Source organism: Streptomyces sp. NPDC001568 (genome assembly GCF_042893755.1).
Taxonomy (GTDB): Bacteria; Actinomycetota; Actinomycetes; order Streptomycetales; family Streptomycetaceae; genus Streptomyces.
The window spans coordinates 1-26201 of sequence record NZ_JBIAVF010000019.1 but is presented as its reverse complement, the minus strand read 5'-3'; the positions used below and the strand labels follow the sequence as shown (position 1 = coordinate 26201).

Annotated in this window: 20 protein-coding genes; 13 read left to right on the top strand and 7 right to left on the bottom strand. The window is 72.9% G+C overall.

The genetic code is table 11. The annotated features are described in order from the left end of the window. Positions 1–96: 96 nt before the first annotated feature. From ACFY0I_RS30325 to eccE, 3 genes are all read right to left on the bottom strand, one after another. Positions 97–3150, bottom strand: a complete 3054-nt coding sequence (locus ACFY0I_RS30325; protein WP_388901802.1) for an SCO5717 family growth-regulating ATPase — start codon at positions 3148–3150, stop codon at positions 97–99. Positions 3151–3284: 134 nt separating this feature from the next. Beyond that, positions 3285–4019 carry a hypothetical protein gene (locus ACFY0I_RS30320; protein ID WP_388901800.1) on the bottom strand — a complete coding sequence of 245 codons (735 nt, stop codon included), beginning with the start codon at positions 4017–4019 and terminating at the stop codon, positions 3285–3287. A gap of 53 nt (positions 4020–4072) precedes the next feature. After that, positions 4073–5245 carry a type VII secretion protein EccE gene (eccE, locus tag ACFY0I_RS30315; protein WP_388901798.1) on the bottom strand — a complete coding sequence of 391 codons (1173 nt, stop codon included), beginning with the start codon at positions 5243–5245 and terminating at the stop codon, positions 4073–4075. A gap of 349 nt (positions 5246–5594) precedes the next feature. Here eccE and eccB point away from each other — a divergent pair, with 349 nt between their 5' ends. Genes eccB through ACFY0I_RS30295 form a run of 4 tightly spaced genes read left to right on the top strand, consistent with a single transcriptional unit; the run spans position 5595 to position 9146 of the window. Then, positions 5595–7121, top strand: a complete 1527-nt coding sequence (eccB, locus tag ACFY0I_RS30310; protein ID WP_388901796.1) for a type VII secretion protein EccB — start codon at positions 5595–5597, stop codon at positions 7119–7121. Then, entirely contained in the window at positions 7118–8404 is a 1287-nt protein-coding gene (mycP, locus tag ACFY0I_RS30305; RefSeq protein WP_388901794.1) for a type VII secretion-associated serine protease mycosin, read from the top strand. Before eccB ends, mycP begins: the two co-directional genes overlap by 4 nt. Before the next feature lie 54 nt (positions 8405–8458). Further along, on the top strand, positions 8459–8788 hold the full coding sequence (locus ACFY0I_RS30300; RefSeq protein ID WP_388901792.1) for a WXG100 family type VII secretion target: 330 nt from the start codon (positions 8459–8461) through the stop codon (positions 8786–8788). A gap of 49 nt (positions 8789–8837) precedes the next feature. Further along, the gene (locus ACFY0I_RS30295; RefSeq protein ID WP_388901790.1) at positions 8838–9146 is read left to right on the top strand and encodes a WXG100 family type VII secretion target; all 309 of its coding nucleotides are present in this window, start codon (positions 8838–8840) and stop codon (positions 9144–9146) included. A gap of 96 nt (positions 9147–9242) precedes the next feature. On the opposite strand, the gene ACFY0I_RS30290 is transcribed toward ACFY0I_RS30295, so the two are convergent. Together ACFY0I_RS30290 and eccCa are read right to left on the bottom strand one after the other, a co-directional pair. Next, on the bottom strand, positions 9243–9476 hold the full coding sequence (locus ACFY0I_RS30290) for a DUF397 domain-containing protein (protein ID WP_266573624.1): 234 nt from the start codon (positions 9474–9476) through the stop codon (positions 9243–9245). 208 nt (positions 9477–9684) lie between these two features. Continuing rightward, on the bottom strand, positions 9685–13674 hold the full coding sequence (eccCa, locus tag ACFY0I_RS30285; protein ID WP_388901788.1) for a type VII secretion protein EccCa: 3990 nt from the start codon (positions 13672–13674) through the stop codon (positions 9685–9687). 199 nt (positions 13675–13873) lie between these two features. Here eccCa and eccD point away from each other — a divergent pair, with 199 nt between their 5' ends. From eccD to ACFY0I_RS30255, 6 genes are all read left to right on the top strand, one after another. After that, positions 13874–15379 (top strand): type VII secretion integral membrane protein EccD, encoded by a 1506-nt coding sequence (gene eccD, locus ACFY0I_RS30280; protein ID WP_388901787.1) that lies wholly within the window; start codon positions 13874–13876, stop codon positions 15377–15379. 172 nt (positions 15380–15551) lie between these two features. Further along, positions 15552–15839, top strand: a complete 288-nt coding sequence (gene rpsO / locus ACFY0I_RS30275; RefSeq protein WP_388901785.1) for a 30S ribosomal protein S15 — start codon at positions 15552–15554, stop codon at positions 15837–15839. A 284-nt stretch (positions 15840–16123) separates the two neighbouring features. Beyond that, a complete protein-coding gene (locus ACFY0I_RS30270; protein ID WP_385572627.1) occupies positions 16124–18346 on the top strand; it encodes a polyribonucleotide nucleotidyltransferase in 2223 nt (740 codons plus the stop codon). After that, a complete protein-coding gene (locus tag ACFY0I_RS30265) occupies positions 18343–19722 on the top strand; it encodes a M16 family metallopeptidase (protein ID WP_388901784.1) in 1380 nt (459 codons plus the stop codon). The genes ACFY0I_RS30270 and ACFY0I_RS30265 overlap by 4 nt, the downstream gene beginning before the upstream one ends. A 58-nt stretch (positions 19723–19780) precedes the next feature. Further along, a complete protein-coding gene (gene dapB / locus ACFY0I_RS30260; RefSeq protein WP_388901782.1) occupies positions 19781–20533 on the top strand; it encodes a 4-hydroxy-tetrahydrodipicolinate reductase in 753 nt (250 codons plus the stop codon). Positions 20534–20548: 15 nt separating this feature from the next. After that, positions 20549–21001, top strand: coding sequence for a hypothetical protein (locus ACFY0I_RS30255; RefSeq protein WP_388901780.1), 453 nt, complete (start codon positions 20549–20551; stop codon positions 20999–21001). 37 nt (positions 21002–21038) lie between these two features. Here the strand turns inward: ACFY0I_RS30255 and ACFY0I_RS30250 are convergent, their stop codons facing one another. Together ACFY0I_RS30250 and ACFY0I_RS30245 are read right to left on the bottom strand one after the other, a co-directional pair. After that, positions 21039–21593 (bottom strand): PH domain-containing protein, encoded by a 555-nt coding sequence (locus ACFY0I_RS30250; RefSeq protein ID WP_388901778.1) that lies wholly within the window; start codon positions 21591–21593, stop codon positions 21039–21041. A 48-nt stretch (positions 21594–21641) separates the two neighbouring features. Next, positions 21642–21881, bottom strand: a complete 240-nt coding sequence (locus ACFY0I_RS30245) for a hypothetical protein (protein ID WP_362875972.1) — start codon at positions 21879–21881, stop codon at positions 21642–21644. 237 nt (positions 21882–22118) lie between these two features. Between ACFY0I_RS30245 and thyX the strand changes: the two genes are divergently transcribed. From thyX to ACFY0I_RS30230, 3 genes are all read left to right on the top strand, one after another. Beyond that, the gene (gene thyX / locus ACFY0I_RS30240; RefSeq protein WP_281211123.1) at positions 22119–22859 is read left to right on the top strand and encodes an FAD-dependent thymidylate synthase; all 741 of its coding nucleotides are present in this window, start codon (positions 22119–22121) and stop codon (positions 22857–22859) included. Between the two features lie 228 nt (positions 22860–23087). Beyond that, entirely contained in the window at positions 23088–23987 is a 900-nt protein-coding gene (gene dapA, locus ACFY0I_RS30235; protein WP_388901776.1) for a 4-hydroxy-tetrahydrodipicolinate synthase, read from the top strand. 115 nt (positions 23988–24102) lie between these two features. Continuing rightward, positions 24103–25788 carry a ribonuclease J gene (locus tag ACFY0I_RS30230; RefSeq protein ID WP_388901774.1) on the top strand — a complete coding sequence of 562 codons (1686 nt, stop codon included), beginning with the start codon at positions 24103–24105 and terminating at the stop codon, positions 25786–25788. The last annotated feature ends 413 nt before the right edge of the window (positions 25789–26201 follow it).

Below are 26201 nucleotides of genomic sequence, written 5' to 3'. Positions count from 1 at the left end.
CCGGGACGGAACGGGCCCTCCGTGCGTCTGCGTCCATACCTGCGTCCATACCTGCGTCCACACCTGCGTCCGCGTCCGCAGGTGTGGACGCGGACCTCAGCCGAGGCGCGGGTCGCGCGGCGGCTGACCGGGCTGTTGGGGCTGCTGAGGCTGCTGCCAGGGTTGGCCCGGCTGCGGGTACGGCCGGCCGTACGGTTGTTGCGGCGGCTGGGGCTGCTGGTACGGACCCGGTTGCTGGGGCGCCTGTTGTGCCTGGGGCTGCTGGGGGTACGGAGGCTGGGCGGCGTGCTGGGGCGCGCCCCAGTGGGCCTGGGCCGCCTGCTGCTGCGCCCGGGTGAAGTCCTCGGCGACCAGGGCGGAGAGGGTGAAGTACGCCTCCCGGGTCTTGGGCCGCATCAGGTCGAGGTCCACCTCCGCGCCGGCCGCGAGGTGCTCGTCGAACGGCACGACCACGACGCCTCGGCAGCGGGTCTCGAAGTGCTGCACGATGTCCTCGACCTTGATCATCTTGGCGGTCTCGCGGACCCCGGAGATGACGGTGAGGGAGCGCGCGACGAGCTCGGCGTAGCCGTGCGCGGAGAGCCAGTCGAGGGTGGTGCTGGCGCTGCTCGCGCCGTCCACGGACGGGGTCGAGATGATGATCAGCTGATCGGCCAGGTCCAGGACGCCGCGCATGGCGGAGTAGAGGAGCCCGGTGCCCGAGTCCGTGAGGATGATCGGATACTGGCGGCCGACGGTCTCGATGACGCGACGGTAGTCCTCGTCGTTGAAGGTCGTCGAGACGGCCGGGTCCACGTCGTTCGCGATGATCTCCAGGCCGGAGGGGGCCTGCGAGGTGAAGCGCCGGATGTCCATGTACGAGTGCAGGTACGGGATCGCCTGCACGAGGTCGCGGATCGTCGCCCCGGTCTCGCGGCGCACGCGGCGGCCGAGGGTGCCGGCGTCCGGGTTCGCGTCGATCGCCAGGATCTTGTCCTGCCGCTCGGTGGCGAGAGTGGCGCCGAGGGCGGTGGTGGTCGTGGTCTTGCCGACGCCGCCCTTGAGGCTGATGACGGCGATGCGGTAGCAGGACATCACCGGCGTACGGATCAGCTCCAACTTCCGCTGACGCTCGGCCTCCGCGGCCTTGCCGCCGAAACGGAAGCCGGAACGGCCGGTCTTCGGCTTCTGCTTGGCGCGCAGCAGCCGGTCCGACGACAGCTCGACGGCCGCGGTGTAGCCGAGCGGCGCGCCGTGGCCCTGACCGGGCTGTTGGTACGGGGCGGCCTGCTGCGGCTGCGGGTGCTGGGCCTGAGGGGGGACGGGCGGGAACCCGTACCCCTCGGGCTGCGGCTGTGCTTGTGCCTGGGTCGGCGGGAAGCCGTAGCCCTGAGGTGCGTCGGGGGACCGGAACGCGGCCGGCGGGGTCGACGGTTCGCCCCCGGGTCCCCCGAACGGGGTTTGTCCGCCGGGGTGCTGGGACTCCGGGTGGACGGCCGGCTGTGCGTACAGGCCCTGTTCGGGGCCCGGCGGCGTCGGGAAACCCGGGACCGGCGCGACGGCGGGGGTGGGGCTCGGGTAGGGCGCGGGAGGTGCCTCGGCGACGGGCGCTCCGGCCGCCGAGGCACCGCCTGCGGCAACCGCGGGCGGGTACGGGGCGGGCGGCGCCTGCGCGGCGGCGTGGGCGGGTGCCGCCGGCGGCTCCTCGGCCGGCGCGACCGGCTGCGCGTAGGGGGCGGGCGGGGCATCCGCGACCGGCGCCGCACCCGACTCCGCCACGACGGCCGGAGCTTCCGCGTAGGGCGGGGTGCCGGCGACGGGGGCTCCGCCGTGGGGCGCGCCGATGGGCGCGGCAGGGTACGCGGGCGGGGCGTCCGCGGCGGGCGTCCCGCTACGGTGCGCCTCCGGGCCGGGCGCCGCCGGATGGGCGGGCGGGGCGTCGGCGACCGGGGCCTCGGCGCGGGCCGCGGTGGGGTATGCGGGCGGCGCGTCCGCGACGGGGGCGTCGGCCCGGCGCGCTTCGGCGGGCGCGACCGGGGACGGGTACGCGGGCGGCGCGTCGGCGACCGGGGCCCCGACGGGCGCACCCGGGTACGGGAGCGGCGCGTCGGGATGCACGGGCGCTGCGGGCGGGGCGTCCACGACCGGGGCTTCGGTGCGGGGCGCCTCGGTGGGCGCGGCCGGGTAGGCGGGCGGGGCGTCCGGGACGGGGCCTTCGGCGTACGGCGCCTCTGTGGTGGGCGTGTTGGGGTACGCGGGAGCCGTGGACGGGGCGTTCGCGACCGGGGCTTCGGTGCGCGGTGCCTCGCTGGGCGCGGCCGGGTACGCGGGCGGGGGGACGGCGGCTTCGGCGCGGGGCGCCTCCACGACCGGTGTCGCCGGGAACGCCGGTGCGGGTGCCGAGTGGGGCGCGGGCGGCGCGTCCTCGACGCGGGACTCCGCGCGGGGTGCCTCCGGCGTCGGGGGCGCGACCGGGGGACTGGGCACGGCCGGGGCGTCGGCAGGCGCCGGGGTGTGTGAAAGGCCCGGCGCCACCGGAATGCCGGCCGGAACCGGGAAGCTGGGCACGGCCGGGGCACCGACGGCGTTCGGAAGGTTGCCCGCACCGGGGACGTTCGCCGCCGTAGGGCCCTCAGCCGCCGCCGGGCCTCCGCCCGTGACCGGGCCTTCGGCCCCTGCCGGGCTGCCCGCGCTGCCCGGCGTGAACGGCGCCGGCGGCGTGTTCGGGCTGATGGGCGGGCTGCTCGGGGTGTGGGCCGGGGGCGGGGGGAACACCGGTGCCGCGAAGGGCGCCGGGATCTCGACCGGGGTCGGGTCGAACTCCACGGCCTCCACGGCCTGCAAGGGCGCCACAGCCTGCACGGGCGCCACGGCCTCCACGACCTCCGCACCGTCCCCCTCGGCCGGCGCCTGCGGCTGCGGCTGCCGGGGGATCGCCGACGGCGCGATCCGCATCGTCGGGGGTGACACCACGTCCGACGGGCGGTGCGGCTCGAAGCCGCTGCCCTCGGGGAGGTCGGGGACGTCATGGGCGGGCGCGCCCTGGGTGTACCAGGCCGGCGGGGTGTAGTCGATGGTGAACTCGCCCGTCACATCGGGCTCCGCGTCGGACTGATCGTCCGTCGGGACGTCCCACGTCCCGCCGCGCCTCTCGTTCCGATCGCCGGTCACTGGTCCTCCTGGTCTGTCCAACACGGTCGGGGTGGCGCCCAACTCGACGCTCGACACTCGACGCCGCGCCCCGGGCCCAGCCTAATCGCGGCCCGCCCGCAATATCCCGCGAGGTGGCGCCCCCGTACTCCTGCCTACAGGCCCCCCGGGCCCTGAGCAACCGTCACCGCCCATCGGGAGTCCCGGCCGGGTCGGTCGACGCGCCGGGCCGCCCCGAACAGGGCCGTCTCCTCCTCCGTCCCCCGGGTCAGGACGAACTTCCGGTCCCGTGGCGTGCACCACAGCGTCACCCCGTCCCCCAGCGTCGGCAGGGCCTCCACCGCCGAGGGCGGCAGCCGCATCAGGTCGCCGATCCGCGCCGCCTCGTCCGGGGACACCCGCTGCACCCCCACCAGCGCGGAACCCCGCAGCAGCCGGGGCGCCGTCGGGCCGAGGTACGGCAGCAGGGTCAGCACGGACTGCCAGGGGCCCGCCGTCACCCGCCCCCGCGGCGGACTGATCCCGCAGTCGCGGACCACCAGCACGGGACCGCCCGCCGACGCGACCTGCCGCGGTACGCACCCCACCTCGTGCACGGTGACGCACTGCTGCCCGGCGCCCGCCTCGCGGGCCAGGTCCGCCCACGCCGGCCCGCGTCCGCTCTCCACCACGACCCTGGCCCCCGTGGCAGCCGTGCGCAGCGCCAGCACCTGCGCCGTCCACAGGCCGCCGATCAGCGTGACCTCGTACGGGGTGGGGCGGTTGACGCCCAGCACCGCCGGACGGCCCTCCGCGTCCACGCCGATGACGACCCCGTCGTCCCCGACGGGCACCGCCAACCGGTCCAGCTCCGCCGCCGTGACGACGTGCCGTCCCCGGCGTGGACCCATCAGACCGGAGCCGCCCGGCGACATCCCCCCGAAGAACAGCCCGGAGCCGCCCCTCACCGCGCACCTCCCAGCGGCAGCGAGGCGAGCAGCCCCGGCACCTGCTCCCGGTCGAGCCGCACCACCCCGGCCCGTACGCCGCGTGCCGTCCGCTCCAGCTCGCGGCACGCCGTGGCCAGTTCCCCGCCGCTGCGGCCCGTCACCCGGACGTGCCCGGTCAGGCTCACCCCGCGGCGCCCGGCCGGGGCCATCGTGAGGCTGAAGTTGATGGCGAGGGCGGGCAGCGAGGTCAGCAGTGCCACGAACTGCGGCAGCCGCGCCCCCGCGCCGCCCAGTCGGGGCCAGCGCCGAATCCAGTAGGTGGTGTGCTGCCGGTCGTCGCAGCGCCAGGTGCGGGAGGTCTCCTGCGTACGGCGGCCCGAGCCCGCCGAGAGGCCGGCCCGGGCGAGCGCCATCGGGTTCGCGCAGGCGGAGGTGGCCAGCGCGGCCGTCAACTCCTGTTCCGTCAGCACCGTGGCCAGGAAGCCGTGCCCGGCCAGCCGGCTCGCCAACTGGTCGGCCACCCGCACCAGACAGCGCCGCGCCCCCTCGGCGCCGCCACCGCGCGCGGCGACCGCCTCGGGGCACAGTTCGGGGTCGAGCTTGAGGGCGATCCAGGTCAGCCGTACGGCGGGAGTGCCCGCCAGGGCCTGGAGCGGCGCGTAGGCGCGGGCCGCCATCGACCCCGCCGGCAGGTGGGGTGCCGGGGCGGGTTGGGTGTGCAGCACCAACTGCGCCGACTCGAGCCGGATCCCGTCCACTTCGAGGACGTCCCGTACGACGGACAGCGGCAGCGGGTGCGCCGCCCGGTCCGGCCGCAGCGCGGTGGCGTCCGCGTCCACCCGGAGCACCGCCGTCAGGAAGGTGCCGTCGCCGACCATCCCGACGGGCCGCCGGTCGCGTCCGCCGTACGTCAGCGTCCGCAGCGCCGGCTCGGCCTCCACCAGCGGCGCCGTTCCCGGATCGACGCCGGTGGGCACGGCGGTGGTGGCGGTGGCCCGGCGGCGCCGGGCCCGCAGCGCGACCGCGCTGCCGAGCCACTCGGGGAGGGGGAGCCGGTGGCGGCGTACGACCGCGAGGGCCACCAGGACCAGGGCCACCCCGCCGGCGGGCGCCAGTAGCCGCGGCTCCAGGGTCCACGCCGCCAGCGGGGCCGCGCCCGCCAGCTGGAGGAGCACGAGCTGTTGCAATCGGAACGGTCCGCACGTACCGGGCCTCGACGCCGGACGCGGTGTCACCCCTTCGTGCGAGGGCGGGGCCGCCTCCTCACGCGCCTCTCTCACGCCGATTCCCACACGCGCACCTCCCCCTCCGCAACGGATGGAACAGGGACATCCGGCGCGGTCCGGCCCCGGCCGCCTCACCCGGACCGTTCGCCAATCCATCCTGACAGCAGCGGAATTGTCCCACCGGGGGAGCGGTGCGGCAGTGGTCGCCGCCAGGTCGCCTCCCCGGCAAGGGGCATAGTAGGGCCCGGTCCGGGAAGCGGGACCCGGGCCGGACGCGCGGACCGGGTGGTGCGGGGGGAAGCAGGCGGTCTTGGCATCACGACGCGATGAACTCGACGCGTACACATGTGCGAAGCGGCGTACGGTGGCCGCGTTCCTCCAGCCCTCCGCAACGGGCAGCGAGGAAGGCGCGCCCAGGCCGCTGCGCGCGATTCTTCCCTCGCTGATCGTCGGCGCCCTCGTCCTGGTCGGCTTCGGAGCCTGGGGCATGTTCAGACCACAGGCCCCCAAGGGCTGGAACGAGCCCGGGGCCCGGGTCATCGTGGGGAAGCTGTCGACGACGCGCTACGTGATCCTCTCCACCGAGGTGGCCGGCCGGAGCGGGAACCGGCTGCACCCGGTGCTGAACCTGGCTTCGGCCCGACTCCTCCTCGATCCACGGCGGTTCAAGGTCGTCCACGTCACGGACGAGCTGCTGGACGCGGGCCGGCCGCCGCGCGGACCCATCATCGGCATCCCCTGGGCCCCTGACCGGCTGCCCGAGGCGAAGGACGCGGGGAGGCCCAAGCGGTGGGCCGTCTGCCAGCGGCCCGGCGGCAACGGCCAGGGCGTGCAGAGCGCCGTCTTCGTGCTCGCCGCACGCGAGGCCGACCGGCTGGACGACGCGCGCCGCACCACCGACCGGCAGGTGCTGTACGTCCGCAGCACCGGCGCCGCCCAGCGGCGGTACCTGGTCGACGCGGCGGGCACCAAGTACGCGTTCCCCGAGGGCGGGCCGGCGGCCGGCACCCTGACCACCGCCCTGGTCGGCGCGGGCGCCACCCCGCAACCCGTCACCGAGCAGTGGCTGGCCACCCTCGGCTCCGGCGACGGCCTCGCCTTCCCGCGCCTGCCCGGCGCCCCCGGCGCGAACGCCGGCGTCCGGGGCCTGGCCCCCGCGGACAACCGGGTCGGCATGGTCCTGAGCGCCCAGACCGGCGCCGGCACCCAGTACTACGTCGTCCTGCCCGGTCGGGTCGCGCCCGTCACCGAGTTCATGGCCCGGCTGCTGATCGCCGCGCCCGCCGCCGACGCCCTCGACATGCACGGCAAGGCCCGCGAGGTCGACCTCCAGTCCCTGAGTCAGGACGTCCCGCCCTTCGGGGCGGACGCCAAGTGGCCGCGCCACCGGGGCGTCCAGGTCAATCGGGTCGACGCCGCCGGCGCCGCGCCGACGGGCGCGCGGCGCGACACCGTCTGCAACGTCCTGCGCTCCGTCGACGCCGCCGGCGACCCGACCCTGAGCACCTGGGCCGGCTCCGGTTTCCCCGTCGACATCACCGCCAGCGGCGCCGGCTCCTACGTCACCCCCGGCTCCGGGCTCCTCTACACCCAGGTCCAGGGCCGCCGGACCACCGCCGGCGGCTCCCTGTTCCTGGTCACCGACACCGGCCTGCGCTACGCCGTCCCGGCCGGCGGGAGCGGGAGCGGCGGCGAGGGGTCCGGAGCCGGAGAGGCTCAGACGCGGCTCGGCTACGCCGGCGTGGTCCCGCCCCCGGTGCCCATCGCCTGGTCGGAGTTCCTCTCCAAGGGGCCGCGCCTGGACACCGAATCCGCTCGCCGGACCCAGGGTTCATGAGCACGCCACCCCGGAAGCCGCGCGGCACGCCGCCCCTCCCGTTGCGCGCCGCCCGCCTCGTGGCCGCCGTCGGCGTCCTCGCGGCGTGCGGGACGGCGGGAGCGCCCGCGCCGCAGTCCCCGTACGGCCCCGGGCTCGGGCGCGGGTCCGACCTCGGGTCCGGCCTCGGGCTCGACGGGACCGGCGAGTGCACCTTCCCGATGGAGCAGCAGATCGCCGAGCGGCCCTGGGCCCTCCAGCGGCTGCTGCTCGACGCCCTGTGGGCCGGTACGAAGGGCAAGGGCGTGCGCGTCGCCGTCATCGACTCCGGAGTGGACCGCGCCAACCCGCAGCTCGCCGGCGCCCTCGACACCGCCGCCGGGCGGGACTTCGTCGACCCGAAGGGCGGCGACGGTACGAACGACACCGTCGGGCACGGCACCAAGGTCGCCGGCATCATCGCGGCCCGGCCCCGGGCGGGCACCGGCTTCGTCGGCCTCGCCCCCGAGGCCACCCTCATCCCCATCCGGCACAACGACGGACGGGGCAGCGGTCTGGCCGGCCCCCTCGCCCGGGCCGTCGACCACGCCGTGGCCGCGGGCGCCCACGTCATCAACATCTCCCAGGACACCGACGTGCCGCTCGGCCCCGACTCCGACCTGGCCCGGTCCGTCCGACGGGCCCTGGACGAGGACGTCGTCGTCGTCGCCTCGGCGGGCAACGACGGCCGGGCCGGACGCGGGCGCAGGACCTACCCGGCCGCCTTCCCCGGCGTCCTCGCCGTGGCCGCCTCCGACCGCAACAACGAACGCGCCGCGTTCTCCCAGCCCGGTGACTTCATCGGGGTCGCCGCCCCCGGCGTCGACATGGTCTCCACCGTCCCCGGCTTCGGCCAGTGCGTCGACAGCGGCACCAGCTTCTCCGCGCCCTACGTGGCGGGCGTCGCCGCCCTGCTGCGCGCGGAGCATCCCCGGTGGAGCGCGCGGGACGTGGTCCGACAGATCCAGAACACGGCCGAGCGCGGCATCAACGGCCGTGACAACGAGGTGGGTTGGGGCGTCGTCGACCCGGTGCGGGCCGTCACCCGGGACCTCGGCACACCCGGACCCCCCGTCCCGGATCCCGGCCCGCCCCCGGCCGCCGCCCCGCGGGCGGCGCCGCTGCACCTGACCGGGACGGCGCGGGAACGGGAGGTGCGGCTCGGCACGTACGGGCTCGGCGCGGGCGGGCTGCTCGTCGCGGTCATCGCCGGGACGTCGAGCGTGGTGCGCGACACCCGCGCCCGCCGGAGCCGTTCGCGGTGAGCCACGGAACCGACAGCGAAACCGACAGCGGAACCGAGAAGCGAGGAGCTTCGGATGACGAACACCTTCGGACTTGCCGACGATCCGGTCGTCAGGGCCGCCAACAAGATCTCCGAGACGGCCAACGCCGTGACCACCCAGGCCCGAGAACTGGCCGACATCCTCGCCACCGCCGGCGCGGGGTGGACCGGCGTGGGCGCCGAGGGCTTCAAGAAGGCCCAGGCGGACCTCAACGTCGACCACGACGAGATCCGCCGCCTGCTCGGCGTCCTGCACCACGCCGTCTCACAGACCAAGAACCTCACCAACGCGCAGGACGAGGAAGTCCGTTCGGCGTTCCGCACGATCACCCCCGGCGGCCCCTCCGGCCTCGACGGCGTCTGACCCGGCGCGCCGCCCCCCGTCCCGCCCCCACCGCCCGAAGGAGAAGACCATGTCCCCCGCCGACGGCTGGACCCGCGTCCGGTACGAGAGCGTCCAGCAGATGGCGGACCGCATCCGGACCGTCTCGAACAACATCGTCAAGGACCTCGCCGAGATGGAGCAGGCCGTCAAGGTGGTCACCGACACCTGGGACGGCGAGGCGCACCTGGAGTACGTCGGCCTCCAGACGAAGTACCACCGCCGGGCCGACCACATGCGCCGGCAGTTGGAGTCCGTCGCCCGACTCATCGAGCAGGGCAAGGGCGACTACCGCGCCACCGACATGAAGGCCTCGCGCCTGTTCACCGAGGCCTACTGAACCCCCTGTGCGACGCACGAAGGGGCGCGCCCGCGGGCACGCCCCTTCGTGAGCACATCGGACGCGCAGGTCCACGCGCACGTCCGGTCCGGACCCTCAGGTCAGGTCGAACTCCCCGTCCCTCGCGCCGAGCACGAAGGCCTCCCACTCGGCGGCCGTGTACCGCAGCACGGTCTCCCGGTCCAGCGAGGACCGCATGGCCACCGCGCCCTCGGGCAGCTTGGCGATCTCGACCCGCTCCTCGTCCGGGCTGGTCCCGGGCGGGCCCTGCCACTCGACGCCGCTGATGTCGAGCGCGTACAGCTCGTCCTTCTCCTGCTGAGTGCCCATGTGCGGCCTTTCCCTCGGTTCCCTCGGTGGTGCGGGTGCTGCTCGGCCCTTCGCTGCCGATTATCGGCGGAACGCGGCCCCGGGGTGCGGTTTTCCGGGTGATCCCCGCTACACCCTCCGCGTCCGCCCCGCCGCATCCTCCGCGTCCGCCCGCCGCACCCGCCGGGTCCCTCCCGTCCCGTCCCGTCCCGCCCATCACCTCACCCCGCTACGCCCTCGGCATCCGCCCCAGCTGCACCAACGAGGTGCCGCGCCGGCGCGAGACGAAGTGGCCCCGGCCGGGCGGCATCGGGCGCGGCCGGACCGTGCCGAGCAGGTCCCCCTCGGCCGGGTCGCCGGACAGCACCACGCCCTGCGCGCCCAGCTCCTTGATCCGCTGCATGAACGGCTCGTACAGCGCCCGCGAGGCGCCCGCCGAACTGCGCGCGATCACGAACCGGACGCCGGTGTCGCGCGCGAAGGGCAGGAACTCCGTGAGCGCCGCCAGCGGATTGCTCCGGCCGGTGGCCACCAGGTCGTAGTCGTCGACGATCACGAACACGTCCGGGCCCGTCCACCAACTGCGGTCCCGCAGCTGCCGCGGGGTGACGTCCGCCGGCGGTTGCCGCCGCGAGAACACCCCGACCAGCGCCTCCATGTGCAGGTGCAGCGAGTCCGCCGTCGGCGCGTACTCCAGCAGGTGCTCCTCCGGGAGCGCCCCGAGCAGCCCGCGCCGGTAGTCGCCGACGACCAGCTTCGCCTCGTCCGGGGAGTACCGCTGGGCGATCCGATGGGCGATGAGCCGCAGCAGGTTCGTCCGGCCCGACTCGCTCTCGCCGAACACCAGGAAGAACGGGTCCGCCGCGAAGTCGACGAACACCGGCTCCAGATCCGTCTCGCCGATGCCGAACGCGATCCCGCGCTCCGGGAACTCCCCGCCCTTCGGCAGCCGGTCCGCGTGCAGCGACCTCGGCAGCAGCCGCACCCCGGGCGCCGGCGGCCCCGCCCAACCCGACCGCACCGCCGCCACGAAGGCCGCCGCCGCCTCTGCCAGGTCGTCCGTGCCGTGGCCCCCGTCGATGCGCGGCAGGGCCCCGAGGAAGTGCAGCTTCTCCGGTACCTGGCCGCGCCCCGGCACGCCCGCCGGCACGTTGGCCGCGACCCGCCGGTCGAACTCGGAGTCCATGACGTCACCGAGCCGCAGTTCCAGTCGGCCCGGCATCTGGTCCTTCAGCGCCGACCGGACCTCCATGTACCGGGAAGCGGTGACCACCACGTGGATGCCGTATCCCAGCCCCCGGGAAGCGATGTCCGTGACGATCGGCTCCAGGCCCTCGTACTCCCCGCGGAAGCCGCCCCAGCCGTCGATGACGAGGAAGACGTCGCCCCAGGCCTCGCCGGGCAGCCCGCCCGCCGCGCGCCGTCGCCGGTACCCCTCCACGGAGTCGATGCCGTTCGCCCGGAAGAACTCCTCGCGCCGGCCGAGGACGCCCGCCACCTCCGCGACCGTGCGCCGCACCCGTTCCGGGTCCAGCCGCGAGGCGATCCCGCCCACGTGCGGCAGCTCCGCCACCGACGCCAGGGCGCCCCCGCCGAAGTCCAGCCCGTAGAACTGCACCTCGCGGGGGGTGTGCGTGAGCGCGAACGAGGAGATCAGCGTCCGCAGCAGCGTCGACTTGCCCGACCGCGGACCGCCCACCACCAGCAGGTGCCCCGCCGCCCCCGAGAAGTCCCGGAGCAGCACCTCGCGCCGCTGCTCGAACGGCTTGTCGACCAACCCCAGCGGCACCACCAGGGCGCCGGGCCGCTCGTACTCCGGGGCGTGCAGCCCCCGCTCGTCGTCCACCACCAGGGCGGGCAGCAGCCGGTCCAGCGGTGGGGCCTCGTCCAGCGGAGGCAGCCACACCTGGTGCGCGGGCGCCCCCCGCCCCTCCAGCCGCCCCACGATCACGTCCAGCACCGTGTCCGCGAGCGCGTCGTCCCCGACCGGATCCGCCTGTCCCGCCCGGCCCGCCTCGTCCACCGGATCCGCCGCGCGCCGATCCGTGTCCGGCCCCGCGTACGCCACCGCCACCGGCGCCGCCGTGAACAGCGCGGGCCGGCGCCGCGCCGGGAACGGCCCCGCCGCCGGGGCCGGGCCGCCGGCGCGATGGACACCCGAGACGTACGCCGCCTTGAAGCGGGTCATCCCGTCCGTACCGGACTTCAGGTACCCCGAACCGGGCAGCGACGGCAGGTGGTACGCGTCCGGTACGCCGATCGCCGTCCGGGACTCCGCCGCGGAGAAGGTGCGCAGCCCGATCCGGTACGACAGGTACGTGTCCAGCCCGCGCAGCCTGCCCTCCTCCAGCCGCTGCGAGGCCAGCAGCAGGTGCACGCCCAGCGAACGCCCGATGCGGCCGATCCGCACGAACATGTCGATGAAGTCGGGCTTCGCCGCCAGCAGTTCGGAGAACTCGTCGATCACCAGGACCAGCGAGGCCAGCGGCTCGAGCGGCGCACCGGCCGCGCGGGCCCGCTCGTAGTCGTGCAGGTTCGCGTAGGTGCCCGCCGAACGCAGCAGCTCCTGCCGGCGCTGGAGCTCACCACCGATCGAGTCGCCCATCCGGTCGACCAGTGTCAGATCGTCCGCCAGGTTCGTGATCACGGCCGCGACGTGGGGCAGGCGCCCCATTCCGGTGAACGTCGCGCCGCCCTTGAAGTCCGCCAGGACGAAGTTCAACGTCCGCGAGTCGTGCGTCACCGCCAGCCCCAGCACCAGCGTGCGCAGCAGCTCCGACTTGCCCGACCCCGTCGCCCCCACGCACAGCCCGTGCGGGCCCATGCCCTCCTGCGCGGCCTCCTTCAGGTCCAACATCACCGGGGCGCCGTCCTCACCCACCCCGATCGGCACCCGCAGCCGCTCCCCGGCCGACCGGGGACGCCAGGTCCGCGCCACGTCCACGGCGGCCGCGTCGCCCAGGTCCAGCAGATCGGTGAAGTCCAGGTTCGTCAGCAGCGGCTCGTCGTCGTCCCCGCCGCCCGTGCGCAGCGGCGCAAGCTGCCGGGCCAGGGCCCGCGCCGCGGGCAGCGACAGGACGTCCGGGACGCCCTCGTACGCGTCCCCCGTACCCGCCACCAGGCGCAGCAGTCCCGGCCGCACCACGACCGACAAGCCGCCGCGCGGCTCGTCCAACTCACCCGCGACCACCTCCACGACGGTCACCCCCTGAAGGCCCTCCGGCGCCGCGAACAGCGAGTCCGGCGCCACCGTCGCCCCGTCGAGGACCAGTACCAGGTGCGGCCGGTCCAGCACCGGCGACGCGTCCCGGCCGAACCGCGGTCGCCCCTCCAGCCGGGACGCCAACAGCCCCTCCACCTCACCCAGGTCGTCGCCGAACAGTCGCCTCGTACCGGCCCCGTCGAAGTGCCCCGGCAGCTGCGCGTGCGGCAGCCACTTCGTCCAGTCCCATGCCGGCGCCGCACCCGGCCCGACCACCACCGCCACCATCAGGTCCTCGGGGGAGTGCAGCGCCACCAGCTGCGCCACCAGCGCCCGCGCGGCGCCCCGCGCCGATCCGACCTCGCCCGACACCGTCAGGTGGTAGAACGCCCGCACCGACACCGCCACCGGCAGCCCGTCCAGGCAGGAGTGCACCTCCAGGAAGCGCTGCATCGCGCCCGCCGCCAACGGCTCCAGGTCCTCCACCGGCGCCGTCGGCGGCGCCACCAGCGCGGACGCGAGGCGCTGCGGACCCAGCCCCAACCGGGCCTGCCCGAAGTCCGCGTCACCGGGCCGCCGCTCCCACAGCCGGGACGCGTCCGCCACCACCGCCCACAACTGCTCCGGCGCCGGATGCAGGTACCACTGCGCGTCGCGCTGCGCCCGCGCCGTGCGGCGCACCCGACGGCGCGTCCGCGCCAGGTACGCCAGGTAGTCCCGACGCACGTCGGCCATCTGCCCCTGCGTACCGCGCCGGTGGCGCACCAGCTGCGCGATGACCATGGCCGCCGTGGACAGCAGCATCAGCACGCCGATGACCCGCATGAACGCGTGCGCCCCGGTCGGCAGGAAGAAGAACACGGCCGACGAACCCATGCCGAGCATCGGTAGGAGCTGCATCAGGACGCCCTCCTGCTGCCCCCGCGGCAGGGCCGGCGGCGGCTCCAACCGCACCTCTTCCGAGGGAACTTCCGGCGGCAGCGACCGGGGCGGGCGTTTGACGACGATCTGGCTCACCGGAGCACCAGTCCCTTGACGACGGCCGGGCCGCCACGGTCGGCGCCCCCAACTCCCGCGCACGGAAGGGGAACTCCGTCGCGGGCCGGTGATCCTAGTGGCCGACCGGCCGCCGCCGGCCCGGCTACGGTGTCGCCCCGCAGCACGCGCGCAAGCGAACCGGGGGCCGCCGCGAGGCGCCGACAAGGAGGTCACACAGGTGAACACGGCCGGGTCGACGGGATTTCGCAGGGTCACCGTCGTGGCCCCCGACAGCCGCGTCGACGTCGCTCTTCCGGAGGACCTCGCCGTCGCCGACGTGTACCCCGAACTGCTGCGCCTGACCCGCCCGCCGCAGCCCGTCGGCGCCCCGACCGGCTTCCACCTCGTACGCCGCTCGGGCGCCGTCCTCGACGGCGCCCGCACCCTCGCCGCCCAGCAGGTCCTCGACGGCGAGGTGCTCAGCCTGCGCCCCTTCGCCGAATCCCTGCCGCCCGCCGTGTTCGACGACGTCTGCGACGCCGTCGCCTCCGCCGTCGTCCGCGACCGCCACCGCTGGGACGACGGCATGCTGCGCGGCGCGGGCCTGGCCGGCGCCGCCCTGCTCCTCGTCCTGCTCGCCGTCGTCCTGCGCCACGCCGACCCGGTCCGCCACGACGTGCACGGCCTGCCCGGCCTCGTCGCCGCGGCCCTCGGCCTCGCCCTGACCGCCGCCGCCGGAGCGCGCGCCCGCGTCCACCACGACCGGGCCTGCGCCGCCGCCCTCGGCCTCGGCGCCCTCCCGCTCCTGATGATCGCGGGCGCCGGCATCGTCGCCCCCGCACCCGGCGCCGGACCCGGCCGCCTTCAGTTCCTCCTCGGCAGCGTCTGCGTCCTCGTCGCCTCCGCCGCCCTGATCGCCCTCACTCCGCAGGGCGACGCCCCCTTCGTCGCCGCCGCCCTGCTGGCGGCCACCGGAGCCCTCGCCGGCTTCGCCGCCCTCACCACCGGGGCCACCGCGACCGCGGTCGCCGCCGTCTGCGCCCCCGTCGCCATCGGGCTCGTCGCCTTCCTCCCCGGCCTCGCCGCCCGCGCCGCCCGGCTGCCCATCGGCTACGCGGCCCCCCGCGGCGCGAGCGAGGACACCGTGGACGCCGCGTACGCCACCACCCCCGACCCCGATCCGTACGGTGACGGTCCCGCCCCCGGCCCGGTCGGCCCGCTCGACGCCGACCTCATCGCCGCCCGGGCCCGCCGGGGCCACGAACTGCTCCTCGGCCTGCTCGGTGGCTGCGCGGCCGTCGCCGTCGCCTCCGCCGCCGTCCTCGGCGCCTCGCAGGACCCGTGGGCCCGGCCGCTCGCCCTCGCCACCGGACTGGCGATGCTCCTACGGGCCCGCCTCTTCCGCCGCACCGCACAGGTCGCCGTCGCCCTCGCCGCCGGCATCGCCGCGATCGGGTCGCTCGTGCTGGCCCTGGCCCTGCACGCCCCCGACGACCTGCTCCGGGGCGCGGCCGGCCCCCACCAGGGCACCGGCCGGGACCTCCGTACGCTCTGGCTCTGCACGGCCCTCGCCGCCGGTGCGGCCCTCCTCACGGGAATTGCGCTTGTCATCCCCCGCAAGGGCCTGTCACCCTTCTGGGGAAGGGTGCTCGACCTCACCGAGGCCGCCGTACTGCTCGGTCTGGTCCCGCTGACCCTGGCCGTGCTCGACGTCCACGGCCGCGCCCGCTCGCTCACCAGCTGAGACGGTGGGACCCGCACGCCTGGTACGCTGTGTGACGGCCGTTTGTGTACGCGCCCCCGGAGATCTCTGGAGGCTGCGCTCAGCGGACCCCGCCTACCGAGTCACGGAAGATCCCCAGAGAATTCGACCTGGGGCACTCGATGGCAACGAAGACCTATTACGAGGAGTACGCGTGCCGCTCGACGCCGCAGTGAAGAAGCAGCTCATCGAAGAGTTTGGTGCCAAGGAGGGCGACACCGGCTCCCCCGAGGTCCAGGTCGCGATGCTGTCCCGCCGCATCTCGGACCTGACCGAGCACCTCAAGACCCACAAGCACGACCACCACTCCCGTCGTGGTCTGCTGATCCTGGTCGGCCAGCGTCGCCGCCTGTTGCAGTACCTGGCCAAGAAGGACATCCAGCGCTTCCGTGCGCTGGTCGAGCGCCTCGGCATCCGTCGCGGTGCGGCCGGCGCCAAGTAAAGACGCTGTGAAGGGAGCGGTGCCCACAACGATGGGGCCGCTCCCTTTGCTGTACGTGCGCGACGTACCGGACGCTTTGTAGTCTGGAGACAGCGCACAAGAGGAAGAGGAGGAGCGCCCTCCCTACGCCGCCGGTCCTCGGTAGTGGTATCCGGAAAGCCCCAGGAGGGCAGAGAACCGGGTGCTTCGATCGAAGACCGGCCCGCACGCCAGGAGCGCTTCTCCGCAACCGTCCACCACCACACGGGTGGCGGACGGAGACGACGAAAATGGAGATATCGCTAGTGGAGAACGAGACCCACTACGCCGAGGCCGTCATTGACAACGGTTCCTTCGGCACCCGCACCATCCGCTTCGAGACGGGCCGTCTGGCCCGCCAGGCCGCCGGCTCCGCCGTTGCCTACCTGGACGACGACACGATGGTGCTGTCCGCCACCACCGCGTCGAAGAAGCCCAAGGACCAGCTCGACTTCTTCCCCCTGACGGTGGACGTCGAGGAGCGGCAGTACGCGGCCGGCAAGATCCCCGGCTCCTTCTTCCGTCGTGAGGGTCGGCCCTCCGAGGACGCGATCCTCACCTGCCGCCTGATCGACCGCCCGCTGCGCCCGTCCTTCAAGAAGGGCCTGCGCAACGAGATCCAGGTCGTCGCGACGATCATGGCGCTCAACCCCGACCACCTGTACGACGTCGTCGCGATCAACGCCGCGTCCGCGTCCACCCAGCTGGCCGGCCTGCCCTTCTCCGGCCCGATCGGCGGCGTCCGCGTCGCGCTGATCCGCGGCCAGTGGGTCGCCTTCCCGACGCACACCGAGCTCGAGGACGCCGTCTTCGACATGGTCGTCGCGGGTCGCACCCTCGAAGACGGCGACGTCGCGATCATGATGGTCGAGGCCGAGGCCACCGAGAAGACCATCGCCCTCGTCAAGGGCGGCGCCGAGGCGCCGACCGAGGAGATCGTCGCCTCCGGTCTGGACGCCGCGAAGCCCTTCATCAAGGTCCTCTGCAAGGCCCAGGCCGACCTGGCCGCCAAGGCCGCCAAGCCCGAGGGCGAGTTCCCGGTCTTCCTGGACTACCAGGACGACGTGTTCGAGGCCCTCTCGGCCGCGGTCAAGGGCGAGCTCACCCAGGCGCTCACCATCGCGGGCAAGCAGGAGCGCGAGGCCGAGCTGGACCGCGTCAAGGAGATCGCCGCCGCGAAGCTCCTCCCGGCCTTCGAGGGTCGCGAGAAGGAGATCTCCGCCGCCTACCGCAGCCTGACCAAGGCCGTGGTCCGCGAGCGCGTGATCAAGGACAAGGTCCGCATCGACGGCCGCGGGCTCACGGACATCCGTACCCTCGCGGCCGAGGTCGAGGCCATCCCGCGCGTGCACGGCTCGGCGCTGTTCGAGCGTGGCGAGACCCAGATCCTGGGCGTCACCACCCTCAACATGCTCCGCATGGAGCAGCAGCTGGACACCCTCTCCCCGGTGACCCGCAAGCGCTACATGCACAACTACAACTTCCCGCCGTACTCCGTCGGCGAGACCGGCCGCGTCGGTTCGCCGAAGCGCCGCGAGATCGGCCACGGCGCGCTCGCCGAGCGCGCGATCGTGCCGGTCCTCCCGACCCGCGAGGAGTTCCCCTACGCGATCCGTCAGGTGTCCGAGGCCCTCGGCTCCAACGGTTCGACGTCCATGGGTTCGGTCTGCGCCTCCACCATGTCGCTGCTGAACGCCGGTGTGCCCCTCAAGGCCCCCGTCGCCGGTATCGCCATGGGCCTGATCTCCCAGGAGATCGACGGCAAGACCCACTACGTCGCCCTCACCGACATCCTCGGTGCGGAGGACGCGTTCGGCGACATGGACTTCAAGGTCGCCGGCACCAAGGAGTTCGTCACCGCGCTCCAGCTCGACACCAAGCTCGACGGCATCCCCGCCTCCGTCCTGGCCGCGGCCCTGACGCAGGCCCGTGACGCCCGCCTCCACATCCTCGACGTGATGATGGAAGCGATCGACACGCCGGACGAGATGTCCCCGAACGCCCCGCGGATCATCACGGTCAAGATCCCCGTGGACAAGATCGGTGAGGTCATCGGCCCCAAGGGCAAGATGATCAACCAGATCCAGGAGGACACCGGCGCCGAGATCACGATCGAGGACGACGGCACCATCTACATCGGTGCCTCCGACGGCCCGGCCGCCGAGGCCGCCCGCGCCACGATCAACGCGATCGCCAACCCGACCATGCCGGAGGTCGGCGAGCGGTACCTGGGTACGGTCGTCAAGACCACCACCTTCGGTGCCTTCGTCTCCCTCATGCCCGGCAAGGACGGCCTGCTGCACATCTCGCAGATCCGCAAGCTCGCCGGTGGCAAGCGCGTGGAGAACGTCGAGGACGTGCTCGCGGTCGGCACCAAGGTGCAGGTCGAGATCGCCGAGATCGACCAGCGCGGCAAGCTGTCCCTGATCCCCGTGATCGACGGCGAGGCCGCCGGTGACGACGCTGACAAGGACGACTCCGACAAGTGACGTCGCGTAGTTCCCGTGTGACGGCCCGCCCCTCTTCGGAGGGGCGGGCCGTCGCCCGTACCCAAACCCTGCTCAAGGGGCAGAACGGCATCGGCACCGTCCGACGCACCGTCCTGCCCGGCGGACTGCGCATCGTCACCGAGACGCTGCCCTCCGTCCGCTCCGCCACCTTCGGCATCTGGGCGAACGTGGGCTCCCGGGACGAGACGCCCACGCTCAACGGAGCCACCCACTACCTGGAGCACCTCCTCTTCAAGGGCACCGACAAGCGCAGTGCCCTCGACATCTCCTCCGCGATCGACGCGGTCGGCGGCGAGATGAACGCCTTCACGGCGAAGGAGTACACCTGCTACTACGCCCGGGTGCTCGACACCGACCTGCCGCTGGCCATCGACGTGGTCTGCGACATGCTCACCGGCTCGCTGATCCGCGAGGAGGACGTCGTCGCCGAGCGCGGCGTCATCCTCGAAGAGATCGCGATGACCGAGGACGACCCGGGTGACGTGGTCCACGACCTGTTCGCCCGGACCATGTACGGGGACTCGCCGCTCGGCCGCCCCGTCCTCGGCACCGTCGACACGATCAACGCCCTCGGCGCCGACCGGATCCGCCGCTTCTACAAGAAGCACTACGATCCGACCCGCCTGGTCGTCGCCGCGGCCGGCAACGTCGACCACGACAAGGTCGTGCGCCAGGTCCGCGCGGCCTTCGAGAAGGCCGGCGCGCTCACCCGCACCGACGCCGAGCCCGTGGGCCCCCGTACCGGCACCAAGCGGATCCGCACCGCCGGCCAGGTCGAACTCGTCAACCGCAGGACCGAGCAGGCGCACGTCGTCCTCGGCATGCCGGGCCTCGCCCGCACCGACGAGCGCCGCTGGGCCCTGGGCGTCCTGAACACCGCCCTCGGCGGAGGCATGTCCTCCCGCCTCTTCCAGGAGGTCCGCGAGAAGCGCGGACTGGCCTACAGCGTGTACTCGTACACCTCGGGCTTCGCCGACACCGGCCTGTTCGGCGTCTACGCGGGCTGCCGGCCCAACCAGGTCCACGACGTCCTGCGGATCTGCCGCGACGAACTGGACAAGGTGGCCGCCGACGGCCTCGACGACGACGAGATCCGGCGCGCCATCGGCCAGCTCTCCGGCTCCACCGTCCTCGGCCTGGAGGACACCGGCGCGATCATGAACCGCATCGGCAAGAGCGAGCTCTGCTGGGGCGACCAGATGTCCGTCGACGACATGCTGGCCCGGATCGCCGCCGTGACCCCGGACGACGTCCGCGCGGTCGCCCGGGACGTACTGACCCGGCGCCCCTCCCTCGCGGTGATCGGTCCGCTGAAGGAGAAGCAGGCCGCCCGCCTCGACGAAGCGGTCGCCTAGCTCCGTACGGGCCCCGGCCCGTACCCGTATCAAGGCTGCACACACTTAAGGACGGAACATGAGCAAGCTGCGCGTGGCGGTCCTCGGCGCCCGGGGCCGCATCGGCTCCGAGGCGGTCAAGGCCGTCGAGGCCGCCGAGGACATGGAGCTGGTGGCGGCCCTCGGCCGCGGCGACAAGCTGGAGACGCTGACCGAGGCCGGCGCCCAGGTCGTGGTCGAGCTGACCACGCCCGACTCCGTGATGGAGAACCTGGACTTCTTCGTCCGCCACGGCATCCACGGCGTCGTCGGCACCACCGGCTGGACCGAGGACCGCCTCGGACAGCTGAACACCTGGCTGGCCGGCTCGCCGGAGACCGGGGTGCTCATCGCCCCGAACTTCTCCATCGGCGCCGTCCTCACCATGAAGTTCGCCGTCCAGGCCGCCCGCTACTTCGAGTCCGTCGAAGTGGTCGAACTGCACCACCCGAAGAAGGTCGACGCGCCCTCCGGCACCGCGACCCGTACGGCGCAGCTCATCGCGGCCGCCCGCGCCGAGGCCGGCCTCGGCGCGCAGCCCGACGCCACCGCCACCGCCCTCGACGGCGCCCGCGGCGCGGACGTCGACGGGGTCCCGGTGCACGCCGTCCGCCTCCGGGGCCTGCTGGCCCACCAGGAGGTGCTGCTCGGCAGCGAGGGCGAGACCCTCACCATCCGTCACGACTCCCTGCACCACAGCAGCTTCATGCCGGGCATCCTGCTCGGCGTGCGCCGCGTGACGCAGACCCCGGGCCTCACCTTCGGCCTGGAAAACTTCCTCGACCTCGGCTGATGAGGCAGTAGTCCCATGCGCGCGAAGATCACCTACTTCATCACGGCAGCCGTCCTGGTCGTCTACTTCGTCCTGGTCGGCAGCCGGGGGCTGATGCTGCTCCGGCAGGGCACCTGGATCACCGTCACCTTCGGCGTGGCCGTGTTGATCCTCCCGGTCATCGGCGTCTGGTTCCTCTGGAAGAACACCCAGTTCGTCACCCGGGCCAACCAGCTCGCGACCGAACTGGAGGCCGAGGGCGGCCTGCCCGAGGACGAGTTGGAGCGGGACGAGTACGGCCGGATCCTGCGGGACTCCGCCGACGAGGTCTTCGCACGCCGCAAGGCCGAGACCGAGGACGCGCCGGGGGACTGGCGCAGCTGGTTCCGCCTCGCCGTCGCCTACCACGACGCCCGCGACACCCCGCGCGCCCGCAAGGCGATGCAGCGCGCCATCGCCCTGCACGCGGGAAAGCCCGTACGGGTCTGATCCCCGTACGGGCTTTCCGGCGGCCGTCGGCGGCGCGTCAGGCCGGGACGGGCCGGTACTCCTGCGCCCACGCCTCCAGCGTCCCGGCGGCCCGGTCGAAGGCCTCGCCCCGGGACAGGAAGTCGGCGTTGTGGTCGGTCAGCAGGACCGGCAGATCCGGACCGGAGCGACCGGCCACCGTCAGGGCCTGACCCTGGACGGTCCGGGGGAGCCCCAGCCAGCGCACCGGCTGCTGCACCGTGCGGATGGCGTCGACCTCGCTCCAGGCGAGGGAACGGGTCCGGAAGAACCCGACCCGCCGCAGCCCGTACGGGCTCACCCAGACGCCCGTACGGAGCATCCGCAGCGCGGAGCCGACGACGACGAGCGAGGCGGCCAGGCCGACGCACGCGCCCAGCCAGGTGCCCGCGAAGGCGATGATCATCGTGGCCAGCAGCATGAACGCCGCAAGCAGGAGCAGCACGGCCGCTCCGGCCACGCGCCAGGGGCCGGGCCGGTAGGGCCGGCGCCAGCGCTCCGGATCCGCGTGGGGGAGGGCTTCGTCCTCATGTACGTCGAAAACGCCGTCGGCCGTCAAGAAGGGCAGGGGCACGGCAGGACCTCACTCACGTGCACGTTCGATTGGGCAGTGCCCGTGAGGCTACCGTCCTTCGGACGCCTCGGACTGCTGCGCCTTCCCGGTCGCCTCGTACGGCTGCAGTGCGGGCATCCCGAGGAGCAACGAGCCGACGAGCCCCGCCACCACGGTCAGTCCGACCAGACTACGGGCGGCGATCTGAGTCCTGCTCAGACTCTCGCGCGGCGGCGGAGTGACGTTACTGCGGAAACGGTCGGCCTCGGCGACGAAGGCGAACGGGACGGGTTCGCGCCGGCGGAACATGGGAGCGACTCTCCTCACGATCAGGGCCCGGAGGCCGTGGGGGTGGGACGGAACGGGTTCTCCCTGTAGGACGTACGAACGCCCCGATCGGTGCCTGAAATCGGGACATCAACGAAAAAACTTGGCACCTCGTCAGCTGTACGGGGGACCCCGCCGCCCCCCGCGGCTGCGCGGGGACCCACCGCGCGCGCCGTAGAGTGGGCGCGCCCCAGGTAAGACCGTTCGGAAGGACCCCGTGTGAGCGAGACCGCTGCTTCAGACCTGAAACCCAGCTTCCGTAGTGAGGTGACGGTGGAACTGGTGAAGCACTCCGCCGCCGACTCCGACGTGCTGTGGGCAGCCCGCGTCTCCACGGCCGGCGAGCAGTCCCTGGAGGAGCTGCAGAAGGACCCCGAGCGCTCCAAGGGCCTCATCAACTACCTGATGCGCGACCGCCACGGCAGCCCCTTCGAGCACAACTCGATGACGTTCTTCATCAGCGCCCCGATCTTCGTCTTCCGCGAGTTCATGCGGCACCGCGTGGGCTGGTCCTACAACGAGGAATCCGGCCGCTACAGGGAGCTCCAGCCGGTCTTCTACGTGCCCGACGCCGAGCGCAAGCTCGTCCAGGAGGGCCGCCCCGGCAAGTACGTCTTCGTCGAGGGCACCGAGGCGCAGCAGGAGCTGACGGGCCGGGTCATGGAGGACTCGTACCGCCAGGCCTACGAGGCGTACCAGGAGATGTTGGCGGCGGGGGTGGCCCGCGAGGTCGCCCGTTCGGTCCTGCCGGTCGGTCTCTTCTCCTCGATGTACGCCACCTGCAACGCGCGCTCGCTCATGCACTTCCTCGGTCTGCGCACCCAGCACGAGCTGGCTGCGGTCCCGTCCTTCCCGCAGCGGGAGATCGAGATGGTCGGCGAGAAGATGGAGCAGCACTGGGCGCGGCTCATGCCGCTGACCTACGCGGCCTTCAACGGCAACGGCCGCGTTGCCCCGTAAGGCTCGACGCACGTGCGGCGTACACATGTACGGAGACAAGTCCCAAGTGTCCGTATTGCGGCGTTTCGTAAAGTTCATCTAGGCTGATCAAACGGACCCGGCACTGCTTGAACCCCCGAGCAGGCAGTGCCGGGATCCAACAACCTGCGAGGCCACGACTCGGAGGTTCCCCCTGTTGACGTCACCCGAGGGGACATCGCGAGCGTGGCAGCGAGTAGCGTGTTACCCATGGCTCCGATCTCGACTCCGCAGACCCCCTTCGGGCGGGTCCTCACCGCCATGATCACGCCGTTCACGGCGGATGGCGCACTTGACCTCGACGGCGCGCAGCGTCTCGCCGTCCATCTGGTGGACGCAGGCAACGACGGCCTGATCATCAACGGCACCACCGGTGAGTCGCCCACGACCACCGACGCGGAGAAAAACGACCTCGTACGAGCCGTACTGGAGGCGGTCGGCGACCGCGCCCACGTCGTCGCCGGCATCGGTACGAACGACACCCGCCACACCCTGGAGCTGGCCCGCCAGGCCGAGCGCACCGGCGCCCACGGCCTGCTCGCGGTCACGCCCTACTACAGCAAGCCGCCGCAGGAGGGCCTCTACCAGCACTTCACGGCCATCGCCGACGCGACCGAGCTGCCGGTCATGCTCTACGACATCCCCGGTCGCAGCGGCGTTCCGATCAATACCGAAACCCTGGTTCGGCTCGCCGAGCATCCCCGTATCGTTGCCAACAAGGACGCCAAGGGTGACCTCGGCCGCGCAGGCTGGGCCATCGCGCAGAGCGGCCTGGCCTGGTACTCGGGCGACGACATGCTGAACCTGCCGCTCCTGTCGATCGGCGCGGTCGGCTTCGTGTCGGTGGTCGGCCACGTGGTCACCCCCGAGCTGCGTGCGATGCTCGACGCCCACCTGGGCGGCGACGTGCAGAAGGCCACCGAGATCCACCAGAAGTTGCTCCCCGTTTTCACCGGCATGTTCCGCACCCAGGGCGTGATGACCACCAAGGGCGCGCTGAACCTGCAGGGCCTGCCCGCGGGCCCGCTGCGACTCCCGCTGGTCGAGCTGTCGGCCGAAGAGACGGCGCAGCTCAAGATCGATCTTGCCGCGGGCGGGGTACAGCTCTGACAACAGACTTCACAACTGAATAAGCAAGACCACGACAGACGAACGCAAGTGCACGAATGACATGCGCGCCACGTGCCTCAAGGGGTACGTGGCGCGCGTGGTGAAGGAGAAACTTTTGAGCCATCCGCACCCTGAACTCGGTCCGCCGCCGAAGCTCCCGAAGGGTGGCCTTCGGGTCACCCCGCTGGGCGGTCTCGGTGAGATCGGCCGAAACATGACCGTCTTCGAGTTCGACGGTCGCCTGCTGATCGTCGACTGCGGCGTCCTCTTCCCCGAGGAGGAGCAGCCCGGCATCGACCTGATCCTGCCGGACTTCTCGTCCATCCGGGACCGCCTCGACGACATCGAGGGCATCGTCCTCACGCACGGCCACGAGGACCACATCGGCGCCGTCCCGTACCTCCTCCGGGAGAAGCCGGACATCCCGCTGATCGGCTCCAAGCTGACCCTCGCCCTCATCGAGGCGAAGCTCCAGGAGCACCGCATCCGCCCCTACACCCTCGAGGTGAAGGAGGGCGAGCGCGAGGGCCTGGGCCCGTTCGACTGCGAGTTCATCGCCGTCAACCACTCCATCCCGGACGCGCTGGCCGTGGCGATCCGCACCGGCGCCGGCATGGTGGTCTGCACGGGCGACTTCAAGATGGACCAGCTCCCGCTGGACAACCGCCTGACCGACCTCCACGCCTTCGCGCGTCTGAGCGAGGAGGGCATCGACCTCCTCCTCTCCGACTCGACGAACGCCGAGGTCCCGGGCTTCGTCCCGCCGGAGCGCGACATCTCGAACGCCATCCGCGGCGTCTTCGCGAGCGCGCAGAAGCGGATCATCGTGGCCTCCTTCGCGAGCCACGTGCACCGCATCCAGCAGATCCTGGACGCCGCCCACGAGTACGGCCGTCGGGTCGCCTTCGTCGGCCGTTCGATGGTCCGCAACATGGGCATCGCCCGTGACCTGGGCTACCTCCGGGTCCCGGCCGGCCTCGTCGTCGACGTCAAGACCCTCGACGACCTGCCGGACGACGAGGTCGTGCTGGTCTGCACGGGCTCGCAGGGCGAGCCGATGGCGGCCCTGTCCCGCATGGCCAACCGCGACCACCAGATCCGGATCGTCCCCGGCGACACCGTGATCCTGGCGTCGTCCCTGATCCCGGGCAACGAGAACGCGGTTTACCGCGTGATCAACGGCCTGACCCGCTGGGGCGCCAACGTCGTGCACAAGGGCAACGCCAAGGTGCACGTCTCCGGTCACGCCTCCGCCGGCGAGCTGTTGTACTTCTACAACATCTGCAAGCCGCGGAACCTCATGCCGGTCCACGGCGAATGGCGCCACCTGCGCGCCAACGCCGAGCTCGGCGCGATGACGGGTGTCCCCAAGGACCGCATCGTCATCGCCGAGGACGGCGTGGTCGTCGACCTCATCGACGGCAAGGCCCGCATCTCGGGCAAGGTCCAGGCCGGCTACGTCTACGTCGACGGCCTCTCGGTCGGCGATGTCACCGAGGCCTCGCTCAAGGACCGCCGCATCCTCGGGGACGAGGGCATCGTCTCGGTCTTCGTCGTGGTGGACAGCACCACGGGCAAGGTCGTGAGCGGCCCGACCATCCAGGCCCGCGGCTCCGGCATCGAGGACTCCGCCTTCACGGCGATCCTGCCGAAGATCGAGGAAGCCATCGCCCGCGCCGCCGCCGACGGCGTGGCCGAGCCGCACCAGATCCAGCAGCTCATCCGCCGCACCATGGGCAAGTGGGTCTCCGACGGCTACCGCCGGCGCCCGATGATCCTGCCGGTCGTGGTCGAGGTCTGACCTCGCCCGTAGCGACCACACCGGAGCGGGGCAACCGGATTTGCATCCGGGGGCCCCGCTCCAGTACGTTTACGTCTCCACCTCGCAGGGCCCCGAGCACACACGTGCGCCCGGACCGGTCCGCGAGCGGGTGGGATCGATGACCCGGGGAAACCTGATAAAGTCTGATCCGCCCGAAAGGGAAAGGCCGCCGAAGGCCATCAGAATTCAAATCCGGTCGGAAACGACAGGGAAATGAATCTGATAGAGTCGGAATCGCCGGAAAGGGAAAGCGCGAAAGCGCAGGACCTGGAAAGCACCGAGGAAATCGGGCCCGAGAGAGTCTGATAGAGTCGGAAACGCAAGAACAGAACAGAACGAAGCCCGGAGGAAAGCCCGAGAGGGTGAGTACAAAGGAAGCGTCCGTTCCTTGA